The 25,257-nt window shown below is 69.4% G+C and carries 19 protein-coding genes, 2 tRNA genes and 2 pseudogenes; 11 read left to right on the top strand and 12 right to left on the bottom strand.

The window, feature by feature from the left end; genetic code table 11:
- Window positions 1–47: 47 nt before the first annotated feature.
- From glxA to STRTUCAR8_RS08655, 3 genes are all read right to left on the bottom strand, one after another.
- Window positions 48–1,985 carry a radical copper oxidase GlxA gene (glxA, locus tag STRTUCAR8_RS08665; protein WP_006375170.1) on the bottom strand — a complete coding sequence of 646 codons (1,938 nt, stop codon included), beginning with the start codon at window positions 1,983–1,985 and terminating at the stop codon, window positions 48–50.
- Window positions 1,982–4,024 (bottom strand): glycosyltransferase family 2 protein, encoded by a 2,043-nt coding sequence (locus STRTUCAR8_RS08660; RefSeq protein WP_006375165.1) that lies wholly within the window; start codon window positions 4,022–4,024, stop codon window positions 1,982–1,984. Before STRTUCAR8_RS08660 ends, glxA begins: the two co-directional genes overlap by 4 nt.
- A 474-nt stretch (window positions 4,025–4,498) precedes the next feature.
- Window positions 4,499–4,572, bottom strand: a tRNA-Lys gene (locus STRTUCAR8_RS08655).
- Between the two features lie 169 nt (window positions 4,573–4,741).
- Here STRTUCAR8_RS08655 and STRTUCAR8_RS08650 point away from each other — a divergent pair.
- The 5 genes and pseudogenes from STRTUCAR8_RS08650 to STRTUCAR8_RS08630 all read left to right on the top strand — a co-directional run bounded on the left by STRTUCAR8_RS08650 (window position 4,742) and on the right by STRTUCAR8_RS08630 (window position 10,590).
- On the top strand, window positions 4,742–6,214 hold the full coding sequence (locus STRTUCAR8_RS08650; RefSeq protein WP_006375157.1) for a peptidoglycan-binding protein: 1,473 nt from the start codon (window positions 4,742–4,744) through the stop codon (window positions 6,212–6,214).
- Window positions 6,215–6,362: 148 nt separating this feature from the next.
- Window positions 6,363–7,490, top strand: a complete 1,128-nt coding sequence (locus STRTUCAR8_RS08645; protein WP_006375155.1) for an SPFH domain-containing protein — start codon at window positions 6,363–6,365, stop codon at window positions 7,488–7,490.
- 98 nt (window positions 7,491–7,588) lie between these two features.
- Window positions 7,589–8,212, top strand: coding sequence for a lytic polysaccharide monooxygenase auxiliary activity family 9 protein (locus STRTUCAR8_RS08640; RefSeq protein WP_044471872.1), 624 nt, complete (start codon window positions 7,589–7,591; stop codon window positions 8,210–8,212).
- Between the two features lie 113 nt (window positions 8,213–8,325).
- Window positions 8,326–8,868 (top strand): hypothetical protein, encoded by a 543-nt coding sequence (locus tag STRTUCAR8_RS08635; protein ID WP_006375169.1) that lies wholly within the window; start codon window positions 8,326–8,328, stop codon window positions 8,866–8,868.
- Between the two features lie 67 nt (window positions 8,869–8,935).
- Window positions 8,936–10,590: pseudogene (locus STRTUCAR8_RS08630) on the top strand (AMP-binding protein).
- Window positions 10,591–10,630: 40 nt separating this feature from the next.
- Here the strand turns inward: STRTUCAR8_RS08630 and STRTUCAR8_RS08625 are convergent.
- The 6 genes from STRTUCAR8_RS08625 to ehuB form a co-directional block, all read right to left on the bottom strand.
- Window positions 10,631–10,704 (bottom strand) — tRNA-Lys (locus STRTUCAR8_RS08625).
- 96 nt (window positions 10,705–10,800) lie between these two features.
- On the bottom strand, window positions 10,801–11,559 hold the full coding sequence (locus STRTUCAR8_RS08620; protein WP_006375164.1) for an IclR family transcriptional regulator: 759 nt from the start codon (window positions 11,557–11,559) through the stop codon (window positions 10,801–10,803).
- A gap of 191 nt (window positions 11,560–11,750) precedes the next feature.
- Window positions 11,751–12,539: an ectoine/hydroxyectoine ABC transporter ATP-binding protein EhuA gene (gene ehuA, locus STRTUCAR8_RS08615; protein WP_006375175.1), complete on the bottom strand. Its 789-nt coding sequence runs from the start codon at window positions 12,537–12,539 to the stop codon at window positions 11,751–11,753.
- Entirely contained in the window at window positions 12,529–13,179 is a 651-nt protein-coding gene (gene ehuD, locus STRTUCAR8_RS08610; RefSeq protein ID WP_006375163.1) for an ectoine/hydroxyectoine ABC transporter permease subunit EhuD, read from the bottom strand. The genes ehuA and ehuD overlap by 11 nt, the downstream gene beginning before the upstream one ends.
- Entirely contained in the window at window positions 13,176–13,820 is a 645-nt protein-coding gene (gene ehuC / locus STRTUCAR8_RS08605) for an ectoine/hydroxyectoine ABC transporter permease subunit EhuC (protein WP_006375158.1), read from the bottom strand. The genes ehuD and ehuC overlap by 4 nt, the downstream gene beginning before the upstream one ends.
- A complete protein-coding gene (gene ehuB / locus STRTUCAR8_RS08600; RefSeq protein ID WP_006375159.1) occupies window positions 13,817–14,737 on the bottom strand; it encodes an ectoine/hydroxyectoine ABC transporter substrate-binding protein EhuB in 921 nt (306 codons plus the stop codon). The genes ehuC and ehuB overlap by 4 nt, the downstream gene beginning before the upstream one ends.
- Window positions 14,738–14,793: 56 nt before the next feature.
- On the opposite strand from ehuB, the gene STRTUCAR8_RS08595 reads away from it, so the two are divergent.
- A complete protein-coding gene (locus tag STRTUCAR8_RS08595; RefSeq protein ID WP_006375173.1) occupies window positions 14,794–15,309 on the top strand; it encodes a DUF3830 family protein in 516 nt (171 codons plus the stop codon).
- Here STRTUCAR8_RS08595 and STRTUCAR8_RS08590 read toward each other — a convergent pair.
- Together STRTUCAR8_RS08590 and STRTUCAR8_RS08585 are read right to left on the bottom strand one after the other, a co-directional pair.
- Window positions 15,290–16,726 carry an amidase gene (locus tag STRTUCAR8_RS08590; RefSeq protein ID WP_006375156.1) on the bottom strand — a complete coding sequence of 479 codons (1,437 nt, stop codon included), beginning with the start codon at window positions 16,724–16,726 and terminating at the stop codon, window positions 15,290–15,292. The genes STRTUCAR8_RS08595 and STRTUCAR8_RS08590 overlap by 20 nt on opposite strands.
- A 32-nt stretch (window positions 16,727–16,758) precedes the next feature.
- The gene (locus STRTUCAR8_RS08585) at window positions 16,759–17,712 is read right to left on the bottom strand and encodes a D-2-hydroxyacid dehydrogenase (RefSeq protein ID WP_006375160.1); all 954 of its coding nucleotides are present in this window, start codon (window positions 17,710–17,712) and stop codon (window positions 16,759–16,761) included.
- Between the two features lie 276 nt (window positions 17,713–17,988).
- Between STRTUCAR8_RS08585 and STRTUCAR8_RS08580 the strand changes: the two genes are divergently transcribed.
- The 4 genes and pseudogenes from STRTUCAR8_RS08580 to STRTUCAR8_RS08565 all read left to right on the top strand — a co-directional run bounded on the left by STRTUCAR8_RS08580 (window position 17,989) and on the right by STRTUCAR8_RS08565 (window position 21,484).
- Complete coding sequence (locus tag STRTUCAR8_RS08580; RefSeq protein WP_044471869.1) at window positions 17,989–19,185, top strand: RNA-guided endonuclease InsQ/TnpB family protein; 1,197 nt, start codon at window positions 17,989–17,991, stop codon at window positions 19,183–19,185.
- 35 nt (window positions 19,186–19,220) lie between these two features.
- A pseudogene (locus tag STRTUCAR8_RS49455) lies at window positions 19,221–19,475 on the top strand (hypothetical protein); the annotation flags it as partial.
- Window positions 19,476–19,495: 20 nt separating this feature from the next.
- Complete coding sequence (locus tag STRTUCAR8_RS08570; protein WP_006375166.1) at window positions 19,496–20,227, top strand: maleate cis-trans isomerase family protein; 732 nt, start codon at window positions 19,496–19,498, stop codon at window positions 20,225–20,227.
- Window positions 20,228–20,392: 165 nt separating this feature from the next.
- On the top strand, window positions 20,393–21,484 hold the full coding sequence (locus STRTUCAR8_RS08565; RefSeq protein ID WP_044471874.1) for an LLM class flavin-dependent oxidoreductase: 1,092 nt from the start codon (window positions 20,393–20,395) through the stop codon (window positions 21,482–21,484).
- 15 nt (window positions 21,485–21,499) lie between these two features.
- Here STRTUCAR8_RS08565 and STRTUCAR8_RS08560 read toward each other — a convergent pair whose 3' ends face one another.
- Window positions 21,500–23,407 (bottom strand): putative bifunctional diguanylate cyclase/phosphodiesterase, encoded by a 1,908-nt coding sequence (locus STRTUCAR8_RS08560; RefSeq protein WP_006375162.1) that lies wholly within the window; start codon window positions 23,405–23,407, stop codon window positions 21,500–21,502.
- Between the two features lie 448 nt (window positions 23,408–23,855).
- On the opposite strand from STRTUCAR8_RS08560, the gene STRTUCAR8_RS08555 reads away from it, so the two are divergent.
- On the top strand, window positions 23,856–25,226 hold the full coding sequence (locus STRTUCAR8_RS08555; RefSeq protein WP_078507152.1) for a M6 family metalloprotease domain-containing protein: 1,371 nt from the start codon (window positions 23,856–23,858) through the stop codon (window positions 25,224–25,226).
- The last annotated feature ends 31 nt before the right edge of the window (window positions 25,227–25,257 follow it).

Below are 25,257 nucleotides of genomic sequence, written 5' to 3'. Positions count from 1 at the left end.
GCCCCCACCGGCCCGCGGCCGACAACGCACCCTTTGACCTGAGCGGATCAAGGCACCTTCACCCACTGGGCCTTGCTCGGGGTGCCCTGGTCGTCCGTGACGAAGAGCATGTACCAGCCCGACTCCACCAGGTTCCGGTTCTTCGGGACCGTCACCGTGATGCTGTCCTTCGTCTTCTTCAGGTCGAGGGCGATGGAGCGCTGGTCGACGTCCGTGACGTGGGTCGAGGCGCTCGGGCGGATCAGACGCGCCGATTTGATCGTGGCCGCGTGCTGCGACGTGAACGTGCCCGACCCACCGCGGGCGATCGTCTGCGGGCCGCCCGACAGCGAGGGCTGCGCGTCGTGGTACAGGTACGGCGGCGTGTAGATCTCGATGCGCTGCTCGAACTTGCCCGGCTTGGTGTCGGCCTTGTCCGCGTACAGCGAGTCCGAGCCGAAGAACATCAGGCGGCCGTCGGGCAGCAGGATCGAGCCCGAGTGGTAGTTCCGGCCCACCAGCGGGTCGGCGACCCTCCTCAGCTTGCCGGTCCTCGCGTCGTACATATGGGCCTGGAGGATGTTGGAGGCGCCACGGCCCCGGTAGTCCTCCGAGCCGCCCGAGATCATCACCGTGTCGTCGGGCAGGATCGAGTACTGCGGGTAGCGCGTGCCCTTCTCCAGTGACGGACCGTCCGTGAACTTCGGGTCGGCCGCCAGAAGGTCGATCAGGCGGGTCTTCCTGCTGGAGAGCTTGGACTCGCCGACCCCGCCCCCGCCGATCACCATGTACCTCTCGTCCTGCGCCGGCGGCAGCAGTACCGTGCCGGCGGTCTCCAGCATGTTGGGGTCGCTCAGACCCTTCAGCTTGGTGAACTTGTTGGTCGCCACGTCCCAGACGCCCGGGTCACGGCCGACGTCGTCGGGGCCGTAGCCCGCGTTCGCGCCCGAGTAGAACATGTCGCCGTTCTGCATCAGGGAGATCGCCGGGTACGTCGGGAACTGGCGGGTGTGGGTCGTGTACGTCCACTTCTTGGTCTTCGGGTCGTACACCTCGTTCTTGCCCGGCACCAGCTGGCCGATGTCGTCCAGGCCGGAGAGGCTGAGGATCTTGCCGTCCGACATGGTGGTGAGCGTCGGGTACCAGCGGGCCTCGTTCATCGGGTCGACCTTGATGTACTTCTCGGCGAGCGGATCGAACTCGTAGGCGTCCCGGATGCCCTGGAAGTCCTTCTTGTCCAGGGCGAGCTTCTCCGCGATGCCGTACGTGTTGCGGGAGTCGGCGCCCGACAGGCCCTGCACGCGGTAGTTGTCCTGGGTACCGGTCTCGTACTTGGCGCCCTTCTTCTGCGCCTCGACGTAGATCCGGCCGAGCCCCGGATCGTTGCGCAGGAACGCGCCCGTCACCTTGTCGAAGACCTTCGTCGCGCGCTCCACGACGACCGGGTCCTTCGACACGAACGTCTTGCCGGTCTCCTTGCCGGTGAACTTGGTGCCCGCTGGGAGGGTGATCGGCTTGTCCGGGTTCTCGTTGTGGACGACCATCAGGCCGCCCGCCTTGGTGACGTCGCCCTTGAGCTTCTCGTACCGCTTCGTGCCGCCCGCGATCAGCAGATTGCCGTTGGAGAGCTGCGTGTGCCCGGTGCAGAACAGGTCGGCGGGCGTCGGGATCTTCTTGATCGTGCCCTTGACCGGATCCCAGATACGCGTGTCGAACTTCTTCGCGTCGAAGTTGTCCGCGTTGTTGCCGGAGCCCGCGACGAGCAGCACCTTGCCGGTGTGCAGCAGGGCGGCGTGGATGGTGTTCTGCCGGTACTTCTCCGGGAAGTTCACCACCTCCCACTTGCCGTTCTCGGCCTTGTACTCCGGTTTGTTGATTTTGTAGTCGTGGTACTTCTCGGTGCTGAAGCGGTATACCCACGGCCCGTTCATCCCCGCCAACGCGAGGACCACCGCCGTGCCTATCGCGAGTCGACGGGCGCGGCGGCGGCCTGCACGGTCTTTCATTCCTTACGTCCCCCATGTCCACCAAGGGCGATCTGCATGGTCTGGTCGTTGCCCTCGCCCCCTACGCTGCCCCCGCCCGTCCCGCCCGATGCGGCCCACTGGGGCTTGTGCTGCGGCGCATGGGTGGAGTGGGGGGCGTGTGGGGCGTGCGACGGATGTGAGCCGTGTGGCGCCTGTGGTGTCGGCTGGACCGGTACGAACGGCTGCGGCACGGGCACGGCGTCCTGCGGTTCGGCGGGGCCGGCGGCGAGCTTCTTCTTCTCCTGGCGCAGCATGAGCCGCCAGACGACCATCGGTGTCGCGGTGATCCCGGTGGCGAACGTCGCCCAGATGATCATCGCGGGGTGCGAGTGCCCGAAGGTGAAACCGGCCGCGATCGAGCCGCCGAAGATCAGGATGAAGTACCAGTGGTAGCGGAACGTCCCGAACCAGCGGTCCGGGCTCGCCGAGTCGCCCTTGGGCGTGACCACGAACTTGCTCTTGCGCCGCAGGGCCGAGTCGATCAGGGCCTTGGCGTAGAGCGGCGCCGACAGGGCCGACATGACCATGCCCGCCACACCGCCGGAGCCCTCCGGCTCGTGCGGGGAGACGTTGTGCCGGCGGTTCCAGATGTACAGGCCGATCTGCAGCGCCGAGGCGTTGCCGTAGAGCATCAGCCACACGGTCGGGTCGATGTTCACACCCGAGGCGCCCAGGCCCAGGAACAGCGCGCAACTCAGCGCCGCCAGGATCCAGTTGAGGGCGGACATCGGATAGAAGATGATCATCATCGTGTAGTTGAAGAGCTTGCTCGGCGGCAGCGAGTACCAGCCCTTCCAGTACTGCGTGAGGATCGTCTCGTACGTCCCCCGCGACCAGCGCATCTGCTGCGTGAAGAAGTCCGTCCAGGCGCTGGGACCCTCGCCGACCGCGAGCACGTCCGGCGTGTAGACCGAGCGCCACTTCTTTCCCGTCGCCGGGTTCTTGTGGCGGTGGATCTCGAAGCCGGTCGCCATGTCCTCGGTGATCGAGTCGTACAGGCCGCCGATCTGCTTCAGCGCGCTGATGCGTACGGCGTTGCTGGTGCCCACGAACATCGGCGAGCCGTAGGCGTTGCCGGCCCGCTGGATCAGCGCGTGGAAGAGGAACTGCTGCGACTCGGCGGCCTTGGTGACGAAGTTGTCGTAGTTCCCGTAGACCTGCGGGCCGATGACGAAGCCGATGTTCGGGTCCCGGAAGAAGCCGAGCATCCGCTCCAGGTAGTTGGGCAGCGGTACGTGGTCGGTGTCGACGGAGGCGAAGAAGTCGTAGTCGTCGCCGTGCGCGTCGAGCCAGGCGTTGTAGTTGCCGTGCTTGGTCTTCGCGCGGTGCGGTCCCTTCGGCTGGTTCCACTTCGCGACGCCCTTGCGGGAGAAGTGGTGCACGCCCAGGCGGGCGCAGACGGCCTTCACGTCCGGGTCGTCGCCCTCGTCCAGCAGCCAGACATGCATGAGGCCGCGGTGCCGGATTCTCACCGCGGCTTCGAGCGTCTTCGTCACCATGTCCAGCGGCTCTTTGCCGGGTACGAAGGAGGTGAGGAACGCCACTCTCGTGCCGGTCTCGGGCACCACCGGGATCGGGTCGCGGGCGACCAGCGTGGCGTGTGCGTTCGACAACACGTTCAGGCAGCGGAAGAGCTCGATCAGACCGATCGAGACGAGCATCACGATGTCGAGCGCCGGCAGGAAGTCGAAGGCCGGGTAGTCGCGTTCCGTCCAGTGGGCGGGCTGCAGCAGCCAGACGAGCAGGACGATGGACAGCAGCGGTGCGGCGCCCAGCATCAGCGCGGCCCGTATCCGGTGCGGTTCCTGCGAGAGCAGGGACCGGTACTTGACCATGTACGGCTTGGTCGGGTCGGGCTGTGTGAGGGGTCCGGCCAGTCGGCTGTAGTGCTCGTAGTCGTACTTCGGCAGGCTCTTCTTGATCCGGCGGAACCCGCCGGTGCGGTTCGACGGCAGCCTGAGTTGGGCCGTCTGAGATCCGTCGAAGTTATGCCGGGCGCCCGTCGGCGTCGACGTCATGAGTCATCCCCCCACACGCGAGTCATCACGTGTTTGTCGGTTCCTTGCGTGTGCTCGGCCCCCCTCGGCCTTCACAAACGCATCAGTAAAGGACCACTGCCCCCACGTCATCCACACTCTATAGACATGGAAGTGTGCCCTTCCGGTTGCATGATGCCCCCCTCGGCATCGGTTCATGAGCGGGGCCCCATCCCCGCACCGGCGCAACCGGTCCCTCCCCCAATTGCCGCGAATCCGCAGCATCCTGCGCCCAGGGTTCTACGCCGTTCAGCATGATCGCAAGACGCGAAACATGGTGTTTACCGGTCATACGCGCCCATTGTGACGGCTGTTGAGCCCGATTGGTGCATTAGGGACCACTTGTGCACGGATGGTTCCGAAGTGTTTACGCACCGTTTCCGCCGACCTTCGAGGTCCACACAGGGCCTACACGAACAGGCCCCCCGCATCAGCGGAGGGCCTGCCGTCTGTCTGTGCGCCGCCAGGGACTCGAACCCCGGACCCGCTGATTAAGAGTCAGCTGCTCTAACCAACTGAGCTAGCGGCGCGCGGTGACGTCGACAACTCTACCCGACCCCGGTGAGTGGTCCGGACCGCCGGGGCGCGCGGCGGACGTGTACATCATTCGGACCGTCAACATGCGACAGCCGGTGACAGTTGAGAAACTGCGATGGTGCAGAAGCGCGCAAGCATCGCCTGGGACGTGAGGGGAATCGTATGGCGACTCCGGTATTCGAGGAATTCGATCCCGCGAGCGACTGCGAATGCCCCGGATGTGTTCTCCGGCGCCGGTCCGCACCGTATTCCGGACCGGTGTCGGGAACGGGCCCCGGACCCGCCCGTACGGCGGTCCGCCGGACCCTCGTCGTCGCCGCGACCGCCTCGACGGTGCTGGCCACCGGGCACGCGCTGCCGGCCGCAGCCGCCCCGCACACCCTCCGCCTCCCGGGCGTACCCGCAGGTGACGAGCCCGACACCCCGCAGGGCGGCAAGGCCCCGCTGCACGGCCCGTCCGGGAAGCCGGCGGCGGGAAAGCTCCGGGTGACCACCCGGTCGGAGATCATCAACCGGGCCAGGACCTGGGTCGCCGCACGGGTTCCGTACAGCATGAGCACCTATTGGGGAGACGGTTACCGGCAGGACTGCTCGGGCTTCGTCTCCATGGCCTGGAACCTCGTCGGCAACGAATGGACGGGCAGCCTCGACAGGTACGGCGTACGCATTCCGAAGGAGGATCTGCAGCCCGGCGACATTCTCCTGTTCCACAATCCGTCGGACCCGGAGAAGGGTTCGCACGTCGTCATTTTCGGCGGCTGGACGGACTACACGCACACCTATTACACCGCCTACGAGGAGACCCGCCCGCACGCCCGCAGGCAGGCCACTCCCTTCGCCTACTGGAGCCACTCGGACCGCTATCAGGCCTACCGCTACAAGGGCCTCGCCGCGAACACGGGCGGCACCTCGGACCCGGGCGACACCGGCGACCCGGACGTCCCGGGCGGTACGGGTGACCCGGACGGTACGGGGGGCGCGGCGCCCGGCGCCTCCCCGGACGCGGCGGCCCGTTTCCCGGGGCGGACCTACTTCGGTCCCGGCGCCGACAACAGGTACGTCACCCAGCTCGGCCGGATGCTCGTGGCGCGCGGCGGAGCCCGCTACTACACCTCGGGTCCCGGCCCGCGCTGGTCGGCCGCGGACGGCAGGGCGACCCGGGCGTTCCAGCAGGCCCAGGGCTGGCAGGGCTCGGCGGCGGACGGACTGCCGGGACCGCGCACCTGGGCGCTGCTGGTGAGCGGGACGGGCAACGACATCGGGGCCCGGCCGAGCGCGCCGCCCACCGGGACGGACCCCGGAACAGCGCCCGGAACAGCGCCGGGTACGGCACCCGGAACGCCTCCCGAGGAGATCCCCGGCGCGGCCGGTCCGCCCTCCGCCGGGAAGGTGGTCCCCGAGTTCCCCGGGCGGGGGCTGTTCCGGCCCGGCTCCAGCAGCCCGCACATCACCCTGCTCGGAAAGCAGCTGGTGAAGAAGGGGTTCGGCCGCTACTACACGGCCCGGCCAGACGCCCGCTGGAACGAGGCGGACCGCCGCGCGGTGGAAGCCTTCCAGCGAGCCCAGGGCTGGCGGGGCGGCGCGGCCGACGGCTACCCGGGCCCGGAGACCTGGCGCCGCCTCTTCTCCTCGTGACGCACACGAGGGTTGGCCGGTAACCACCGTCGAACCCACCGCCGCACCGGAACACGAAGGCACGAGCACGGCACGCACGTACGAGAACGGCACGCACGTACGAACGCGGCAGTCATGAACGCATCTGGCGCGGAGGCTGGAGGCACAAATGAGTACGACCACCGAACACACACCGGAGCCCGACGGACCCCCGGACAGCGGACCCAGGCCCGCCCGGCTCATCCAGAACGAGGCGACCACCGAGATCCCCGTCCACCTGCTGTTCCGCGACGAACCCGACCCGGTGTCGGTACCGCTGAGGCCGGCCGTCGTCGGGCGGAGGCAGGGTACGGGCGAGCAGCCACGCATCCGCAGGCCCGCACCCGCCGCACCGCGCCCGGCGGTGCCGACGGTCGACCCCGACCTGGTGGAGCGCCCGGCACGGGTGCTGCCCGGCGCGGTGGGCGTGTTCGCCGGGGCCGGCGGGCTGGCCGGTGGCGTGCTCACCTCCTGGTGGGCGGGAGTGCTGCCGCCCCTCGCGGTGGAGGCGCTCCGGCTGCCGGTGACGTACGCGGGCGCCGGTCTCGGTCCGGCCCAGTGGGCGGCGTACGCCGGTGCGGGCGCCCTCGGGCTGTTCGGGTTCGGCGGGCTGGCGCGCGGGCGGACCGGGCGGGCCTGGGTGCTCGGCCTGTTCGGCCGCTACCGGGGGACGGTCCGGCGCACCGGGCTGCTGTGGGTCAACCCGCTGCTGCTGCGCGCCCGGGTCGACGTACGGCTGCGGCACTGGCGCGGCGAGCCGATGCCGGCGGCCGACGCCAACGGGGTCGCGCTGCGGGTCGTCGTCCTCGTGGTGTGGCGGGTGCGGGACACCGCGCGGGCCACGCTCGGCGTCGAGGACCACGAGACCTATCTGCGTGAGTGCGTCGAGGCGGCGCTCGTCCGGGTGCCGGTGGAGATGCCGGGCGCGGGACGGCGGGCGATGGAGACGGCCGGGGAGGCGCTGACCCGCGCGGTCGCGGCGGACACGGCGCCGGTCGGCCTGGAGGTGTTCTCGGTGCTGCCGGTCCGGGTCGAGTACGCCCCCGAGGTCGCCGCCGCGATGACCCGCCGCCGTATCGCCGCTCTGGACGCCCAGCACCGGGCCGCCGCGCTCAACTCGGTCGTCGACTCGGTGGAGGACACGGTGACCCGGCTGACCCTGCGCGGCCTGGTCGAACTGGACGACTACGAACGCAAGGCGCTGGTGAAGGACCTGACGGTCGCGTTCTGCGCGGGACGGAGCGAGCCGGGGGCGTGATTGGTCTGGACATGCTCAAGGGGTGGTAATAATCTGGGACTTGGTCTAGACCTGCACGGCTCACATGAACCTCCCCCACGTTCAGCAGGAGCGGCAGCATGCGCGAAAAGACCAGGAAACCCAGGAAAACCAGGTTGTACGCGTCGGTGGTCGGCCTGGCCACCACCGGCGCCCTCGTCCTCACCGCCGGAGGCGCCAGCGGCCACGGCTACACCGACCTTCCCATCAGCAGGCAGAAGCTCTGCCAGAACGGCACCGTGACGGGCTGCGGCGACATCCAGTGGGAGCCGCAGAGCGTCGAGGGCCCCAAGGGCTTCCCGGCCGCCGGACCTGCCGACGGCCAGATCTGCTCGGCGAACCACGGCAACTTCGGCGCACTCAACCAGCCGAAGACCCCGTCCGGCGGTACATGGCCGGCGACGGCGGTGACGGGCGGTCAGAGCTACACCTTCCGCTGGCAGTTCACCGCCATGCACGCCACGACCGACTTCAAGTACTACGTCACGAAGCCGGGCTGGAACCAGAGCCACGCCCTCACCCGTTCGGACCTCAACCTCACCCCGTTCCTGACGGTCCCCTACAACGGCCAGCGCCCGCCGGCCACGCTCTCCCACACGGGCACCCTGCCGTCCGGGCTCAGCGGCCGGCATGTGATCGTCGCCGTGTGGACGATCGCGGACACGGCCAACGCGTTCTACGCCTGCTCGGACGTCAGGTTCTGAGCATTCCTTGAGTAAATCCGCGACCCCCCACGGGTACGTTCCCCGTACGCCCCCAGGACCAGGTGAGGCGGCGTACGGGGAACCGTACCGAACGAGATACCGGGGGAACCGCCATGGACATCATGTTCTACGGGGTGCCGACGATCATCATCGCGACGGCCGTCGTGATGGCGACGTTCGTGATCGGTCGGGTGCTGCGGATGCGCCGCGCCTGGAACAGCGGCCTGACGGCGGAGGCGCGCTGCCTGCGGACGTACACGACCACGAGCGGCGGCTCCGGCGACAGCTCCGTGCACACGACGCTGCACCACGTCTACGAGTTCGTCGCACGCGACGGCCGCACCGTCCGCTTCGACGAGCCGCACGGCCCGGGCACGGTCATCGAGGGCGACTTCGTCACCGTCTTCTACAGCGAGGGCGAGCAGATCAACGCCACGGCCCACCGCCCGAGCCCGGTCCGGCACGGGCTGGCCCTGACCGGCATCCTCGGGTTCCTCGGCGTGATCGTGGTTTTCTGCGTCGGGTTCATGGTGACCTACAGCCAGATCTTCGAACCGGTCGGCGACATGTTCTTCGGCGGTGACAGCGGCTACAGCAGCACCGGCACGGGTGACGGGTTCCCCGAGGGCTGGGACGTGAGCACCGACACGCCGTGAGTCTCCACATCTGACGATGCGTCAACTACCGTGCGGGCTCATGGAGTTCAAGGAGCTCAAGGAATCCATGGAGCCCGCCGGGCCGGCCGGACTCACGGTCGCGGAACTCGTGGCGGCACGGTGGGGCGACCACCGTCCGGGGCTGTGGTGCGAGGACCGGACGCTCACGCATCACGAGGTGGCCGCGGGCGCGGCGGCCAGAGCCGCACTCCTGACGGACCTGCTGCCGCCCGGCGCCGAGCCGCACGTGGGCGTCCTGCTCGACAACACCCCTGAATACCCCTTGTGGTTGAGCGCGGCGGCCCTCGTCGGCGCCGCCGTCGCAGGCATCAACCCCACCCGGCGGGGACCCGAACTGGCCCGCGACATCCTGCACACCGAGTGTCCGGTCCTCGTCACCGCGCGCACCCACCTCCCCCTCCTCGCCGACCTCGAACTCCCCGGCGTACGCCTCCTGCTGACCGACTCGGAGGAGTACGAGGCTCTCCTGGTCCCCTACGCGGACGCGACCCCGGACCCCTCCCGCGCCACCCCCGCCGACCGCCTCCTCCTCTACTTCACCTCAGGCTCGACCGGCGCCCCCAAGGCCGCGATCTGTACCCAGGGCAGACTCGCCGCCGCCGGGCGGACGCTGGCCGGAACCTTCGCCGTCCGCCCGGACGACATGCACTTGTCTGCATGCCGATGTTCCACGGCCACGCGGTGATCGCGGACTGGGCCCCGGCGTTGGCGGCGGGCGCCGGGGTCGCACTGCGCCGCCGCTTCTCGGCCTCCGGTTTCCTGACGGACGTACGCCGTTACGGGGCGACCTACTTCACGTACGTGGGCCGGGCGGTCCAGTACCTGCTGGCGACGCCCGCCCGGCCGGACGACCGGGACAACCCGCTGCGCCTGGGCTTCGGCACGGAGGCGGGTGCGGTGGACGCGGCGGCCTTCCAACGCCGGTTCGGAGTACGGCTGGTCGAGGGGTACGGCTCCTCGGAGGGCGGGGCGGCGGTGCGGTGGACGCCAGGCACCCCGGCCAACGCCGTCGGCCGGGCGGCACCGTCCGACGACCTCGCGGTGGTCGACCCGGCGACCGGCGCCGAGTGCCCGCCGGCGGCCCTGGACGCCTCGGGCCGCCTGCTCAACGGGTCCGCTGCGATAGGGGAGTTGGTGAACCGGGGCCCGAACCCCTTCGAGGGCTACTGGCGCAACCCGGAGGCGGAGTCGGCCCGCCGCAGAGACGGCTGGTACTGGACGGGTGACCTCTTCTACCGGGACCCGGACGGCTTCCTCTACTTCGCGGGCCGCGCCGACGACCGGCTGCGCGTCGACAGCGAGAACCTGGCCGCCGCGACGATCGAGAACATCCTCGCCCGGTACGAGGGCGCGGTGGCCGTCGCCGTGTACGCGGTGCCGGACCCGGTGGCGGGCGACCAGGTCATGGCAACCCTGGCCGGCACCTTCGACCCGTCCGCCTTCTCGGCCTTCCTGGCGGCCCAGCCCGACCTGGGCACGAAGATGGCCCCCCGCTTCGTACGCGTCGTGCACCGCATGCCGGTCACCGCGACCAACAAGATCCACCGAGCAGCCCTCAGGCAAGAGGGTTTCCGCTGCCCGGACCCGGTGTGGTGGCGGCCCCCGGGCGAACAGGCGTACCGCAGCCTGACCGGCGACGACGTGACAGGACTACTGGCGCGGTACCGGGAACGGGGACGCGAGGAACTGCTGAGCAGATAACGAAAGAGCCCCTCGCAGCTGCGAGGGGCTCTTCCTTATGTGCGCCGCCAGGGACTCGAACCCCGGACCCGCTGATTAAGAGTCAGCTGCTCTAACCAACTGAGCTAGCGGCGCATGACTCTCGCCGACCGCTCTCGCGGCTGGCGACAAGAAAAATACTACCTGGTCCGGGAGAGTGCTCCGGACCAGGTGGCAGGGGAGTCGCCGGGGCTAGATCGCCAGTGAGAGCAGTACCGGGCCGGCGCTCCGGTTCAGGCGGTCCGCCGCCTGGCGCAGGCGGTGGGCGTGACGGAGGGGGAGGGAGAGGGCGAGGCAGCCGACCGTGGCGCCGGCCGTGATCGGGACCGCCGCGCAGACCGTGCCGACCGCGTACTCCTGGAGGTCGAGGACGGGCACCGTGGGCGGCTGGGTCTCCAGGCGGGAGAGCAGGAGCCGCTCGTTGGTGATCGTGTGCGAGGTGAGGCGGGCCAGTTTGTGGCGGGCGAGATGGTCGCGGCGGCTGTTGTGGTCGAGCTGACCCAGCAGGCTCTTGCCGATCGCGCTGGCGTGCGCGGCCGAGCGGAAGTCGACCCACTCGTTGACCGCGGGCGTCGCCGCGCTGTCGGCGCACTGGGTGATGTGGATCTCGCCGTCGACGTACCGGCTCATGTAGACGGCCGCGCCGACCGAGTCGCGCAGCCGGTCGAGGGTGTGCTGGAGCTGGGAGCGCAGGGCCTGGTCGTGGCCGTGCGTGGAGCCGAGGCGGCTGAGGGCGGTGCCGGTGACGTACGAACCGTCGGCGGCCTGTTCGACGTACCCCTCGCGGCGCAGCATGCGCAGGAGGGGGGTGAGCCGGTCCGTGCCGAGGCGGGTCTGGCGTGCGATTTCGGCGTCGGTGACACCGGCGGAGTGTCGCGCCACCGTTTCCAGGACGCGCAGGGCGTCCTGGGTCGAGTGATGCGGCGCGGTCGGCTCGTGCTTGAGAGCCACGGTGTTCCCCCTGGCTTGCTTTTAGCCGTGATCCGGACAGCCAATCCCCTCCACGATAGCCGCCAAGGGGGCTACGCGGAGGGGGCGTTGACGAGATTGTCGCGGCGGGCGCGGCCTCCTAGCAGGGGAGTGTTCTTCTGGCATATGACGCAGGCATGAAAGAGGCCGCTCCTTCGGCCTCTCCGGCGCGGTCAGAGCATCGCGCTGAGGAATTCGCGCGTTCTGTCCTGCTTCGGATCGCCGAAGATCTGCTCCGGCGGCCCGGACTCGATCACATGGCCAGAATCGAACATCAGCACTTGGTCGGAGATGTCCCGGGCGAACCCCATCTCATGGGTCACACAGAGCATGGTGATGTCGGTGGTGCGGGCGATGTCCCGCAGCACGTCGAGGACGCCCGCGACCAGCTCGGGGTCGAGCGCGGAGGTCACTTCGTCGAGCAGCAGTACCTGCGGGCGCATGGCCAGGGCCCGCGCGATCGCCACCCGTTGCTGCTGGCCGCCCGACAGCCGGGACGGACGCTCGTCGGCCTTGTCGGCGAGGCCCACCAGTTCCAGCAGGTCGCGCCCGCGCGCCTCGGCCTCCTCCTTCGAGAGGCCCAGCACGGTGACGGGCGCCTCGGTGATGTTGCGCAGCACGCTCATGTTCGGGAAGAGGTTGAAGTGCTGGAACACCATCCCGATCTTCTTCCGCACCTCGCGGACCTGCTTCTCGGGCGCCGGGAACAGTGCCTCCCCGTCGACGGTGATCGTGCCCTCGTCGGGCTTGGCCAGGGTCATCAGCATCCGCAGGATGGTCGTCTTGCCGGACCCGGACGGACCGATGAGCGTGACATGCCGGCCCGCCTCGACGGAGAGGCTCAGCTTGTCGAGAACGGTCTGCTCACCGAACCGCTTGGTGACCTGGTCCAGCCTGACCAGCTCCGTAGGCGTGCCTGAGGTGCGGATTTCGTCAGCGTTTTTGTCGGTGTCAACTGGCAAGGCGTCGCTCCAGAGCTCGTACGAGGAGGGAGGCGGGGAAGGAGATGAGGATGAAGGCGACGCCGATCACGGTCAGCGGCTCGGTGAACTGGAAGTGCTCCTGGGAGAAGAGCCGCGCCTCACCGAGCATCTCCAGCACGGTGATGGTCATCAGCAGCGGAGTGTCCTTGAGCATCGCGATCACGTAGTTGCCGAGCGCCGGGACGACCCGGCGCACCGCCTGCGGCAGGATCACGGCCGTCCAGGTGCGCCGCACGGGCAGGCTGAGCGCGGTGGCCGCCTCCCACTGGCCCGGCGGCACGCCCTCGATGCCGGCGCGGTAGACCTGCATCGTGTACGTCGAGTAGTGCAGCCCGATCGCGAGGACACCGGTGGTCAGCGCGGAGGCCGCGATGCCCCACTCGGGGAGCACGTAGAAGAGGAAGAACAGCTGCACGAGCAGCGGGGTGTCCCGCACGAACTCCGTGACCACCCCGACCGGCCAGCGCACCCAGCGCGTCGGCGTCCGCATCAGCAGCGCCCAGACCAGCCCCAGCGTGAACGAGATCAGCGACCCGAGGGCCAGCGCCTGGAGGGTGACGAGCAGCCCGTCCCAGAAGTGCGGCATGAACTCGCGTACGGCGCCCCAGTCCCACGTCACGCGACACCGCCCTTCAGCCGCTTCTCCAGCCCGCGCATGAGCCGGGTGAGGAGGAAGGCGATCACGAAGTAGATCAGCAGGATGTACGTGTAGATCTCGGCGCTCTCCTGCAGCGCGAGCCGCACCAGGTTGCCGCTGAAGGCCAGGTCGGCCATGCCCATGACGGAGACCAGCGCGGTGCCCTTGAGCAGCTCGATCAGCAGGTTGCCGAAGGACGGGATCATCTCCGGCACCGCCTGCGGCAGCAGGACCAGCCGCATCCGCTGCCAGGGCGTGAACCCGAGGGCGATCCCGCCCTCGCGCTGCGCGGGGTCGACTGCGTTCAGCGCGCCGCGCACGATCTCCGTGCCGTACGCGCCGTAGGTCAGCCCGAGCGCGAGCGTGCCCGCCCACATCGGCACCAGCTGCCAGCCGAAGGCGGGTGGCAGCACGAAGTACACCCAGAAGATCATCACGAGTGCCGAGGTGCCGCGGAAGATCTCGGTGTAGCAGCCGGCGAGGAAGCGCACGGAACGCAGCCGGTGGGTTCGCGCGATCCCGACGGCGAAGGCGACGACGCCGCCCAACAGGGCGCTGAAGAAAAGGAGTTGGACGGTGACCCAGACTCCCCTGAGTACTGTCTCCCAGAGTCCGGAGGTCATGCGTCGCACAACTCCTTCGCTGTGAGGTCGGTCATCTCGTCCTGGGTGAAGCCGAACGGCCGCAGGATGCGGAACACCTCGCCGCTCTTCTTCATCTTGTGCAGCTCCACGTTGAAGGCGTCCCGGAGCTTCGTCTCGGGCAGCCGGAACGCGAAGGCGCCGCCGTCGACCCGCGGCCTGCCGTCGATGATCGGGGCGAACGCCTCGGCGGACTCCGCCTTGCGGGAGTTCTTCGCGACCAGCCGGACGGTGACCGCCGTACCGGAGAACGCGTCGACGCGTCCGGCCTCGACGGCGTTCAGCCCGGCCACCTGGTCCGGCACGATCAGAAGATCGCTTTCCTTGTATCCCGCCTCGACGGCGTGCTGGATCTGGGCATATCCGGTACCGGTCGCGAGTTTGGCCTTCTTCTCGACAATGTCCCGGTAGTCGTGAAGATCTTTTGGATTTCCCTTGCGGACAATGAAGGAATCGAGCATCTGGTAGTCGGGATCGGCGAAGATCACCTGTTCGCAGCGTTCCGGATTGACGTACATCCCGGCGGCCACGACATCGAACTGCTGTGAATTAAGTCCCGGAATGAGCGACCCGAACTCGGTGGGCACGGGCTGGACCCGATCCACCCCCAGCCGCTTGAAGATGACCCTTGCCAGCTCGGGCGCCTCGCCGGTCAGTTCGCCGTTCCTGTCGATGAATCCCTGGGGAATCTCACCCGCGATACCGAGCCGTACGACGCCCTGTGCCCGAAGTCGGTCGAGGAGGTCACCGCCCGGGACGCCGGAGTCGGCGGACACCCGGCTGCACCCGGTGCCGAGCGAACCGACCGTACCGAGCGTGCCGAGCGCCGCCACCCCCGCGAGCAGCGACCGGCGTCTGGGACATGGTGGTGCGAGTGGTGATGCGCTTGATGGAGCCATGGCCGCGCTGCTACCCGAGAGGGTGCGAGTTATGCGTCGGGGAATGCGGGGAACGCATGGGAGACATGGAACACAAGGGTGATGACCGATACATCGAAGGGTCACTTGCCGTCCGGAAAATCCACTGTACGGCGAAACTCCTGACCGACCGGGCCCCGATCACCTGCGAGACGGTGTGGAACGCCCTGCCGTTGTCCGGTGACGTCTACCAAGCCAAGTACGCGCGCAACGAGATATACGCCCTCTTCGCCCCCTTCGGAGAATCGCAACCGCCGCTGGAGAATCCGACAGTCACCCCGATCCCCGGAGATCTCTGCTATTTCGCGTTCGCCGGAGCGGAGCTGGGAACGAAGGCGTACGGCTACGACCGCGAGGTCGGTCCCGCCACGAAACTGGTCGACCTGGCCCTGTTCTACGAGCGCAACAACCTGCTGCTGAACGGCGATGTGGGCTGGGTGCCGGGCACGGTGTGGGGCGAGGTGGTCGAGGGCCTCCCGGAGATGGCGGAGGCCCGCAACGACCTGTGGCGGTCGGGCGCGGCGGGGGAGACGCTCAGCTTCCGCCGGGCCTGACGGTGACGGGCCTGACGGTGACGGGCTGGATTCCGGTGGGCCCGAGGGCCACCTCCAGCGTGTGCGCGGCCCGCAGTACCAGGTCGTCCCGGTGCCGGGCCGCGACGAGCTGCAACCCCACCGGCAGCCCGTCCCCGTCGGCCCCCACGGGGACGGTCGCGGCGGGCTGCTGCGTCATGTTGAACGGGTACGTGAACGGAGTCCACCCCGTCCAGCGCCGCAGCCCCGAACCACCGGGCACCTCAACTCCCGCCTCGAACGCGGTGATCGGCAGAGTGGGAGTGACCAGAAGGTCGTACGACTCGTGGAACAGGCCCATCCGGCGCCCGAGTTCCATCCGGACGTCGACCGCCGCCAGATAGTCGAGCGCGCTGATCCGGCCTCCCAGCTCCCGGATCTCACGCAGCCCGGGATCGAGCAACTCGACGTCCCGCGGTCCGAGTCGCTGGGTGACCCGGGCCGCCCCGCTGAACCACAGGCTGTGGAAGGCGTCCACCGGGTCGCCGAAGTCGGGGTCGGCCTCGGTGACGTACGCACCGAGTTCCGCGAGCCGCTCCACCGCCCGCCGGACCGCGCTCGCGGCGGCCGGACGCACCGCGACCTGACCGCCGAAGGACGCCGAGTAGGCCACCCGCAGCCCCCGGACCCCGCCGGACAGGGAATCCGTGCACGACCCGGGGACGGGCGGCCCGAGCGCCGACCAGTCACGGGAGTCGGGCCGGCTGATCACGTCCGTCAGCAGTGCGGCGTCCGTCACGGTCCGGGTCATCGGCCCGACGTGCGAGAGGGTCCCGAAGGCGCTGGCGGGATAGAGCGGGACACGGCCGTACGTCGGCTTCAGCGCGAAGATCCCGCAGAACGCCGCCGGGATGCGCACACTGCCCCCGCCGTCCGTCCCGAGCGACAGCGGCCCGGCGCCGAGGGCCACGGCGGCGGCGCTCCCGCCGCTCGACCCACCGGCGGTGCGTGAACTGTCGTACGGGTTGCGGGTGATGCCGGTCAGCGGCGAATCGGTGACGCCCTTCCAGCCGTACTCGGGAGTGGTCGTCTTGCCCAGGAAAACCGCGCCGTGCTCGCGCAGCCGGGCGGTGGAGGGCGCGTCCTCGCTCCAACTGCCCCCGCTGTCAACAGTTCTGGAGCCCCGAAGAGTGGGCGTACCGCGCAGCAGAATGATGTCCTTCACGGTCGTGGGTACGCCGTCCACGAGCCCCGCCGGTTCACCGCGCCGCCACCGGTCGGCCGAATCGCCTGCCTGGGCGAGTGCTGCCTCCGCGTCGATCCGCACGAACGCGTTGACCACGGGCTGGACTTGCTCGGCGCGTTCCAGTGCGGCGCGGGTGGCGTCGACGGGGCTGAACTCGCCCTTGCGGTAGCCGTCGAGGAGTTGGGTGGCGGTGAGTTCGGCAAGCTCGGTCATCGTTCGCCCCTCCGGTCGGATCAGGATCGGGGTCAGTGCCCCGGTACGTACCCGCGCTGTTTGTCGACGACGTTCGTCAGCGTCTTCCCCGCGTCCCAACGTTCGTACAACTCAAGGAACTGCGCCCCGAGTTCATCGCGCCAGCCGACCGTGTCGCCGCTCATGTGCGGGGAGACGATCAGCCCGGGCGCCTCCCACAGGGGGCTGTCCGGCGTGAGCGGCTCGTGCTCGAACACGTCGAGGGCGGCGCCCGCGATCCACCGCTTCGACAGCGCCTCGGCGAGCGCGGCCTCGTCGACGAGCTGTCCCCGGCCGACGTTGATGAAACGCGCCGAGGGCTGCATGACTCCGAAGCGGCGGGTGTCGAACATGTGGTGCGTGTCGGCGGTGAGGGGAGCGGCGGCGATCACCCAGTCGGCCCGCGCCATCAGCCGGTTGAGGTCGTCGGGCCCGTAGATGCCGGTACGCGGAGTGCGTCCGACGATCGCCGGTGTCACGCCAAGTCCCTTGAGATACCGGGCGATCGCCCGTCCGATGGGGCCCGACCCGACGACACAGGCCTTCGTCCCGGCGACGCGCTGCGACTCCCGGTGCCGCCACTCCCGCCGCGCCTGGAGGTCCAGGGTCCTCGGCAGGTCCTTGGCCATCGCGAGGACCAGGGCGGCGACGTACTCGGCTATGGGCTGGTCGAAGATGCCCCGCGCGTTGGTCACCACCGTGTCGGACGCGGCGAGTTCGGGACACAGCAGATGGTCGACGCCGGCGCTCGCGGTGTGCACCCAGCGCGGACGTGCCCCCTCGCCCGGCCAGGCGGCCCGTACGGCGTGCGAGGCGAAGTCCCAGACGAGCAGGACGTCGGCGTGAGGGAGTTGCCCGGCGAGAGTGGTCTCGTCGGCGTGCACGATCCGGGCCCTCCCGGTGAGCCGGCCCAGGCGGGGCGGCGGATCGGCGTCCAGGACGAGGAGCGTGGGGAGCGACGCGGGCATCGGGAGCCGTTTCCGATCAGGGAGGCCGGACTGGATGGCGGGGAAGCGGGGGAGGCGGGTCGGCCGGGGTGTCTGACATGCGCGGATTGACCACGCTCGCACTCGAACCTACCTTCGTCAACACGGGCGTGTGTACGGTCCGTTGCCCCGTCGTTCCTCACTGTGAGGCCGGTGCCTGTCATGGGGGACCTCCATGAAAGCCCCGGCCTTCAGAGCAGGGAGGAATCGGACTCCTGTGGATTTGAGCCTAACCAGTAGTGGCACTAGTTTGTGAGCATGACCACGAAGCAGGTGAAGCGGGCGTTCAAGTACCGCTTCCATCCGACGGATGCGCAGGCGGCTGAGCTGTCGCGCACCTTCGGATGCGTGCGGAAGGTCTACAACATGGCGCTCGACGCCCGTACCCGGGCGTGGGCGCGGCAGGAGCGGGTCAACTACAACCAGACCTCCGCGATGCTGACGGCGTGGAAGAGGACCGAGGAACTCGCGTACCTGGGTGAGGTGTCGTCGGTTCCGCTCCAGCAGGCTTTGCGGCACTTGCAGGTGGCGTTCACGAATTTCTTCGGCAAGCGGGCGAAGTACCCGCGTTTCAAGTCGCGGAAGAAGTCCCGCAGGAGCGCGGAGTACACGACCAGCGGTTTTCGCTTCCGTGAAGGCAGGCTGACTCTCGCCAAGATGGTCGAGCCTTTGGATATCGTGTGGTCGAGGCCGCTGCCGGAGGGTGCGCAACCGTCCACGGTGACCGTGTCCCAGGACGCGGCCGGGCGCTGGTTCGTGTCGATGCTCTGCGACGACACGATCGCCCCGGCCCCGGCCACCACGAACGCGGTCGGTATCGATCTGGGGATCACGTCCCTGATGACGCTGTCCACCGGGGAGAAGATCACCAACCCGAAGCATGAGCGCAAGGACCGGGCCCGGCTGGCCAGAGCCCAGCGGGAACTGTCCCGCAAGGCGAAGGGGGACGGCGCCAACCGGGCGAAGGCCCGCAGGAAGGTTGCCCGTGTCCATGCCCGGATCGCCGACCGGCGCCGGGACTTCCTCCACAAGCTGACCACCCGTCTCGTCCGTGAGAACCAAACGGTCGTGATCGAGGACCTCACCGTCCGCAACATGGTCAGGAACCACACGCTCGCCCGCGCCATCAGTGATGCGGCGTGGAGCGACATGCGGATGATGCTGGAGTACAAGACCGTCTGGTACGGGCGGGAACTGGTGGTCGTCGACCGTTTCTTCCCCAGTTCGAAACTGTGCGGTGCCTGCGGCACGATCCGGTCGAAGCTGCCGCTCAACGTCCGTACCTGGACGTGCGTGTGCGGCGCGGTCCATGACCGGGACGTGAACGCGGCGAAGAATCTTTTGGCCGCCGGGCTGGCGGTGTCTGTCTGGGGAGCCGGTGTAAGACCTCAACGGGAGTCCTCCCGGACGGGGCAACCGGCGATGAAGCAGAAAACCCCACGGCGCGAGCCGTAGGAATCCCCCTCGTTCACGAGGGGGCGGAAGTCAACAGCTGCACGAACCTCCCCCCACGTTCCCCACGCCCCACCTACGACGTCATCGCGCAGCTGGAGGCGGAACTGCGCATCCCCGTGATCTCGGCCAACCAGGTCACGATATGGGCGGCGCTGCGCGGACTGGGTACCCGAGCCGTGGGGCCCTACCAGGCGCTGCTGGACGAATCGGCGCGCGCCTGGCCCCCGGTCCTGCCGGAAGAACGGCAGGAGCAGCAGAAACAGCAGGAACAGCGCAGGCTAGGCACGTAGGCAAGCAGGAAGGCTGGATCATGACGGCACTCGGATTCCTCTACCCGGGCCACTCCGCCGAGGACGACTACCAGCGCATCGAGCAGCTTCTCGGCAGCGACATCCGGCTGGATCTCGTCCATACGGACATCGGTGAGGACGCGCATCGGGTGGACGCCCTCCTGGAGATGGGCTCGCCGGCCCGACTCGCGGCGGGCGTGGAGTCGCTGCGGCTGTCCGGCGCGGAGTCGGTGGTGTGGGCCTGCACCAGCGGCAGCTTCGTGTACGGGTGGGAGGGCGCCCACGAGCAGGTACGCGCCCTCGCCCGGGCCGCGGGTCTGCCGGCGTCGTCGACGTCGTTCGCCTTCGTGCACGCGGTACGGGAGCTCGGCGTGCGGAAGGTGGCGGTCGGGGCGACGTACCCGGCGGACGTGGCGGAACTGTTCGCGGAGTTCCTGAGGGCGGCCGGGATCGAGGTGACGGCGGTGCACAGCGCCGGGATCGTCACGGCGGCGGAGGTGGGGCAGTGGGGCGAGGCGGAGCTGACCGCGCTGGCCCGCGAGGCCGACGACGCGGACGCGGAGGCCCTGCTCCTCCCGGACACGGCACTGCACACTGCGTCGCACATCACGGCCCTGGAGAAACACCTGACGAAGCCGGTCCTCACGGCGAACCAGGTCTCCGTCTGGGAGGCCCTGCGGCTGGCGACCCGCAAGGTGAACGCCCCCTCCCTGGGAACCCTGTTCGACAAGGAGCCGCTGGTCCAGGTCTGACGGGGCCGTGCCGGAATAAAACGGAGCCCCCCTCCTGTTGTCCGGCTGAGGACAGCGCACGGCACCAGACAGCAGCAGGAGGCACCCACCGTGACCGCAGACGCGACGCCACATGTGACGGCAGACGGCACGCCGGACGTGACGACAGACGCGACGGCGGAGGTGATGGCGGACGGGATCCGGGGCGAGACGCGGGGCACCGCTCCCGTCCCCCTCTCCGTCCTCGACCTGGTCACCGTGGGCTCCGGCCACACCGCCACCGAAGCCCTGCGCGCCAGCGTCGCCATCTCCCGCCTCACGGAATCCCGCGGCTTCCACCGCTACTGGGTCGCCGAGCACCACTCCATGCCCGGCGTGGCCTCCTCCTCGCCCGCCGTGATCCTCGCCCACCTCGCCGCCCACACCCACCGCATCCGGCTGGGCTCCGGCGGCGTCATGCTCCCCAACCACGCCCCCCTGGTCATCGCGGAACAGTTCGGCACCCTCGAAGCCATGGCGCCGGGCCGCATCGACCTCGGCCTCGGCCGGGCCCCTGGGACGGACGGCGCCACCGCCGCCGCCCTCCGCCGCGCGGAACGGCTCAACGAGGGAGCCGACGACTTCCCCCAGCAACTCGCTGAGCTGACCCGCTTCCTGGACGACGACTTCCCCGCCGGCCACCCCTACAGCCGTATCCACGCCATTCCCGGCCCGGTCCAGTCGACGTCCCCGGGCGGAGTCCAGTCTCCCCACCGGCCGCCCATCTGGCTGCTCGGCTCGTCCGGCTTCAGCGCCCGTCTGGCCGGCGTCCTGGGCCTCCCCTTCGCCTTCGCGCACCACTTCTCCGCGCAGAACACCGTCCCGGCCCTGGACCTCTACCGGGAGTCCTTCCAGCCCTCCGCCGTCCTCGACGCCCCCTACGCCCTCATCGGCGTCTCCGCCCTCGCCACCGACGACGAGAACGAGGCCCGCCGCCAGGTCCTCGCGATGGGCCTCAACATGGCCCGCCTGCGCTCCGGCCGCCCAGGCCTGTTCCCGACGCCGGAGGAGGCGGAGGCCTACGAATTCAGCCCGATGGAACGGGAGTTCATCAGCTCCTGGATGGCGAACATCATCCACGGCTCGGCGGACGAGGTCCGCACAGGCCTGGACGACCTCCAAAAGCGCACGGGAGCCGACGAGTTGATGCTCGTCTCCCACGCCCACCGGGGCGACATGCGCCTGCGCTCGTACGAACTCATCGCGGACGCCTACGGATTGCCCACGACCGCGGAGTGACGTCGCGTCGGCGGATCACCCCTGCCGACACGCCCTGCCTCCCATCAGCAGGGAGATCCGGTCCGCGCCCACCGGCCGCGAATAGAGCCAGCCCTGCCCCGTGTCGCACCCGATACGGCGCAGGCGGCCGGCCTGGGCCGCCGTCTCCACGCACTCCGCGGTGACCGTCAGCCCCAGCCGGTGCGCGAGTTGGATCATCGCCTCGACGACGATCTCGTCGGCCGGGTTCGGCGCGACGCCCTCACCCTCGTACTGGAAGCCCCGGACGAAAGAACCGTCCAGTTTCAGTACTGACACCGGCAGCCGGCTGAGGTAGGCGAGGTTCGAATACCCCGTGCCGAAGTCGTCGATCGCGATGCCCACACCCATGTCGCTGAGTGCCTGGAGCGCCTGGAGGGGCCGGCCGGCGGAACCCATGACCGCCGACTCCGTCAACTCCAGCTGCAGCAGCCGCGCCGGCAGCCCGGTCTCCGCGAGGATCTCCGCCACGTCCGCCACCAGATCCGAGTCCCAGACCTGACGTACGGCGACGTTGACGCTCACGAAGATCGGCGGCTCGTCGGGGCGTTCGAGCTGCCAGCGGCGGGCCTGACGGCAGGCCGTGGCGAGGACCCAGCGCCCCAGCTGCACGATCGAACCGTCCTCCTCGGCCAGGCCGATGAACCGGTTCGGCGTCAACGTGCCGAACTGGGGGTGATTCCAGCGCACCAACGCCTCGACGCCGTGCACCCGGCCGTCCGCCATTCCCACCAAGGGCTGGTAGTCCAGGGCGAATTCGCCCCGCTCGATGGCCGGCCGGAGGGTGGAGGACAGGGCCTGACGGGTCATCCGGTGGGCGTTGCGCTCGGGGTCGAAGAGCGTCCACCGGGACTTGCCGTCGGCCTTCGCCCAGTACAGCGTCGTGTCCGCGGCCTGCATCAGACCCGTGGGGGTTGTGCCCGCCGCATGCCGTTCGACGACGCCGATGGAGGCGGAGACGGACACCCGCTGACCGGCGAGGTCGAAGGGCAGCTGGAGTGCCTTCAGCACCGACTCGGCCAGGTCCGCCAGTTGGTCGGTGCCCGTCGAGTCCTCGATCAGCAGCGCGAACTCGTCGCCGCCCAGCCTCGCGACCAGCGGGGCGACGGCGCCGGGGTTCCTCCGGGCCAGTCCCGCCTCCTCCGCGCACCGGGTGAGACGCTCCGCCACGGCGGCGAGCAGCCGGTCGCCGACGCGGTGGCCGAGGGTGTCGTTGATGGCCTTGAAGCCGTCAAGGTCCAGGTAGCACAGGCCGATTCGGCCCGTACCGCTCTGCTCGTACGACTCCGCCTCCAGCGCCGCCGACAGCCGCTCGAAGAACAACGTGCGGTTGGGCAGGCGCGTCACCGGATCGTGCATCTGCAAGTGCCGCAGCCGCGCCTTTAGTTCACGGCGCGCGCTGATGTCGGCCACGGACAGCAGCACACCAGGCGCTGTCTCCGAGGTCTCCCTCGGCAGTGGTGTGACCGTGACCTGGGCCCAGAGGGAGTGCCCGTCAGGGTGTTTGAGGCGGCGTGTGCAGCGCAGCCGTGCCGGTCTGCCGCGCAGCACCTCGCGGTACGCGTGCCACGCGCGGGTGTCGGACGCCAGGTCCACCAGATCGGCGGCCACCTTGCCGGGCAGCACTTCCGGGTTGATGCCCAGCAGTTCACCCAGGGACTGGTTCGCCGTGACGACCAGTCCCTCCCGGTCCACCACGGCCATCGCCAGCGGCGCCGCCGCGAACGCGCCGTCCATCAGGGCGGGACCAGCAGGAGCTGTGGCAGGGAAAGTGGCAGGTGAAGGAGGTGTGGATGACGTGGAAGCCGTGGATGACGTAGAAGACGACGTGTCGGAGTAACTCTCTGTGACGGCCGGCCGGATCAGATCTACCGCGGGCGCCGGCCCTTCGGACGTTCCGCTCACCGCTCGCTCCCGCAGTGCACTCGGTCTTGATATGGATCCCGTCGGGCGGCCGACCGGGCGGCAAACCGCCGCCCTGGCGTTGTCCGTGCAGGAAAGTGTCAGGGAAGTGCCAGGAAAGTGTGCCGATCATAGAGGCTGGCCCGAAGCCCTTCCAGCCACTGTCCAGTGTCCATGAACGACCGGTGGTTCTGACAGATCGTTTCTGCCCGCGCCTGGACGGGTTCCTTCGCCCTCGATCGCTTGTGACGTTCCGTGAGTGTTTCGGGGTGTCGCTCCACGAAGGGTGAGCCCTCGCATGCTTGGCCGTTTATCCGGGCGTTTCGAATAGCCCCTGGTCACCTGTCTGATCGCGCGCCGGTCACCCTTCTGGTGCAGACAAACAGGGCATATAAACGCAAGATCACACAGGCTGGGTGCGGTGTCCCCGATCCCGCATCCGGAGGTCTGCGTGCCGCGTCAGCTTCCCCTCAGGGGGCTCACCCGTGATGCCCTGGCGGGATTCAGAGGGCTCGCGTGCGCCGGGGCGCGCCCCCGCTTGCGCAGTACGGCCGCCGTTCTCACCACCATGACGGCCCTCGCCGCCACCTCCCTCATCGCGGGCCCCTCCGTCGCCGAGCCCTTCTCGGTGCGGTCCTGCGCCCTTCAGCGCACCGACGCCCACCACTCGGAGGGTCTGGACACCTGGAACGCGGCCTATCCCCGCCCGTCCCGCGCACTCGACGCCGTGATGATCTTCCTCTCGTTCCCGGACTCACGCCCACGGACAACTCCCGGCGAACTGGCCGCCGACCATTTCCCGGCCACCAGCGACTTCTTCGCCCGTGCCTCGTACGGCAGGTTCACCCTGCGCCCGCACCCGCTCCGGAACTGGCTCCGGATGCCGCGGCCGTCCACCGCGTACGCCATACAGCGGGACTGGAGCGCCGCCCACCGCGCCGACTATCTGCGTGACGCGCTCGCCGCCGCCGACCGTGACGTCGACTTCTCGCGCTACGACGTCGTCTACTTCGTGGCCGACCCGGACGCGCCCGGCGTCGACTCCGACGCCACGAAGGTCGTCAACCTGGACGTCCCGCTGCGCGCCGACGGCACCGACATCCGCCGCGTCGTCACCGTCTTCGAGAAGCATCCGCCGGACCGGCTCGTCCTCGCCCACGAGACAGGCCATGTCTTCGACCTCCCCGACCTCTACCACCGGCCCGTGGACGGCAAGGGCGACTGGGACACGTACGTCGGCGACTGGGACCTGATGGGCAGTCAGTTCGGCCTGGCTCCGGACCTGTTCGCCTGGCACAAGTGGAAACTCGGATGGCTGGAACCGCGCCAGGTGGTGTGTGTGCGCGGGGGAGGTTCGACCCGGCTGACCCTGGAATCACTGGGGGCACGCCCGGCCACGACCGTGTACGCGCGTGGGGGCGCGGGAGCGGGCACGGACGTGTTCGGCGGCGGTACGGGGGCCGGTGCGCCGGCCTTCGGGCAGGGGGACGGGGTGAAGCTGGCCGTCGTGCGGACCGGGGCCGACCGGGCGCTCGCCTTCGAGGCGCGGGGGGCGACGGGCAACGACAGTGCGACCTGCACACAGGGGGTGCTCGTCTACCGGGTGCACGGCGGGGCCGACTCGGGCGGTGGTCCGGTCGAGGTGGTTGATGCCCATCCGCGTACGGAGGCCTGCTGGGAGGACTCGGTCTACCCGCCCCTCGCGGACGCGCCCGTCGCCCTGGGCGAGAGCTTCACCGTGCCCGGCGAGAACGTCCGCGTCGAGGTGGAGGGGCGCACGCCCTCGGGGGCGTGGACGGTGCGGATCACGAACGCCGAGTAGCTGGGTAGAGGGGTCCGGAAACGACGTTGGC

Origin of the sequence: Streptomyces turgidiscabies Car8 (assembly GCF_000331005.1) — a bacterium.
Classification (GTDB): Bacteria; Actinomycetota; Actinomycetes; order Streptomycetales; family Streptomycetaceae; genus Streptomyces; species Streptomyces turgidiscabies.
The sequence above is the reverse complement of the archived record's forward strand: the minus strand, read 5'-3'. Positions and strand labels throughout refer to the sequence as shown.

Excerpts from the sequence above, each read along its gene's own strand:
- glxA (WP_006375170.1), bottom strand. The coding sequence starts at position 1,985 with ATGAAAGACCGTGCAGGCCGCCGCCGCGCCCGTCGACTCGCGATAGGC.
- STRTUCAR8_RS08660 (WP_006375165.1), bottom strand. The coding sequence starts at position 4,024 with ATGACGTCGACGCCGACGGGCGCCCGGCATAACTTCGACGGATCTCAG.
- STRTUCAR8_RS08650 (WP_006375157.1), top strand. The coding sequence starts at position 4,742 with ATGGCGACTCCGGTATTCGAGGAATTCGATCCCGCGAGCGACTGCGAA.
- STRTUCAR8_RS08645 (WP_006375155.1), top strand. The coding sequence starts at position 6,363 with ATGAGTACGACCACCGAACACACACCGGAGCCCGACGGACCCCCGGAC.
- STRTUCAR8_RS08640 (WP_044471872.1), top strand. The coding sequence starts at position 7,589 with ATGCGCGAAAAGACCAGGAAACCCAGGAAAACCAGGTTGTACGCGTCG.
- STRTUCAR8_RS08635 (WP_006375169.1), top strand. The coding sequence starts at position 8,326 with ATGGACATCATGTTCTACGGGGTGCCGACGATCATCATCGCGACGGCC.
- ehuC (WP_006375158.1), bottom strand. The coding sequence starts at position 13,820 with ATGACCTCCGGACTCTGGGAGACAGTACTCAGGGGAGTCTGGGTCACC.
- ehuB (WP_006375159.1), bottom strand. The coding sequence starts at position 14,737 with ATGGCTCCATCAAGCGCATCACCACTCGCACCACCATGTCCCAGACGC.
- STRTUCAR8_RS08595 (WP_006375173.1), top strand. The coding sequence starts at position 14,794 with ATGGGAGACATGGAACACAAGGGTGATGACCGATACATCGAAGGGTCA.
- STRTUCAR8_RS08590 (WP_006375156.1), bottom strand. The coding sequence starts at position 16,726 with ATGACCGAGCTTGCCGAACTCACCGCCACCCAACTCCTCGACGGCTAC.
- STRTUCAR8_RS08585 (WP_006375160.1), bottom strand. The coding sequence starts at position 17,712 with ATGCCCGCGTCGCTCCCCACGCTCCTCGTCCTGGACGCCGATCCGCCG.
- STRTUCAR8_RS08580 (WP_044471869.1), top strand. The coding sequence starts at position 17,989 with ATGACCACGAAGCAGGTGAAGCGGGCGTTCAAGTACCGCTTCCATCCG.
- STRTUCAR8_RS08570 (WP_006375166.1), top strand. The coding sequence starts at position 19,496 with ATGACGGCACTCGGATTCCTCTACCCGGGCCACTCCGCCGAGGACGAC.
- STRTUCAR8_RS08565 (WP_044471874.1), top strand. The coding sequence starts at position 20,393 with ATGGCGGACGGGATCCGGGGCGAGACGCGGGGCACCGCTCCCGTCCCC.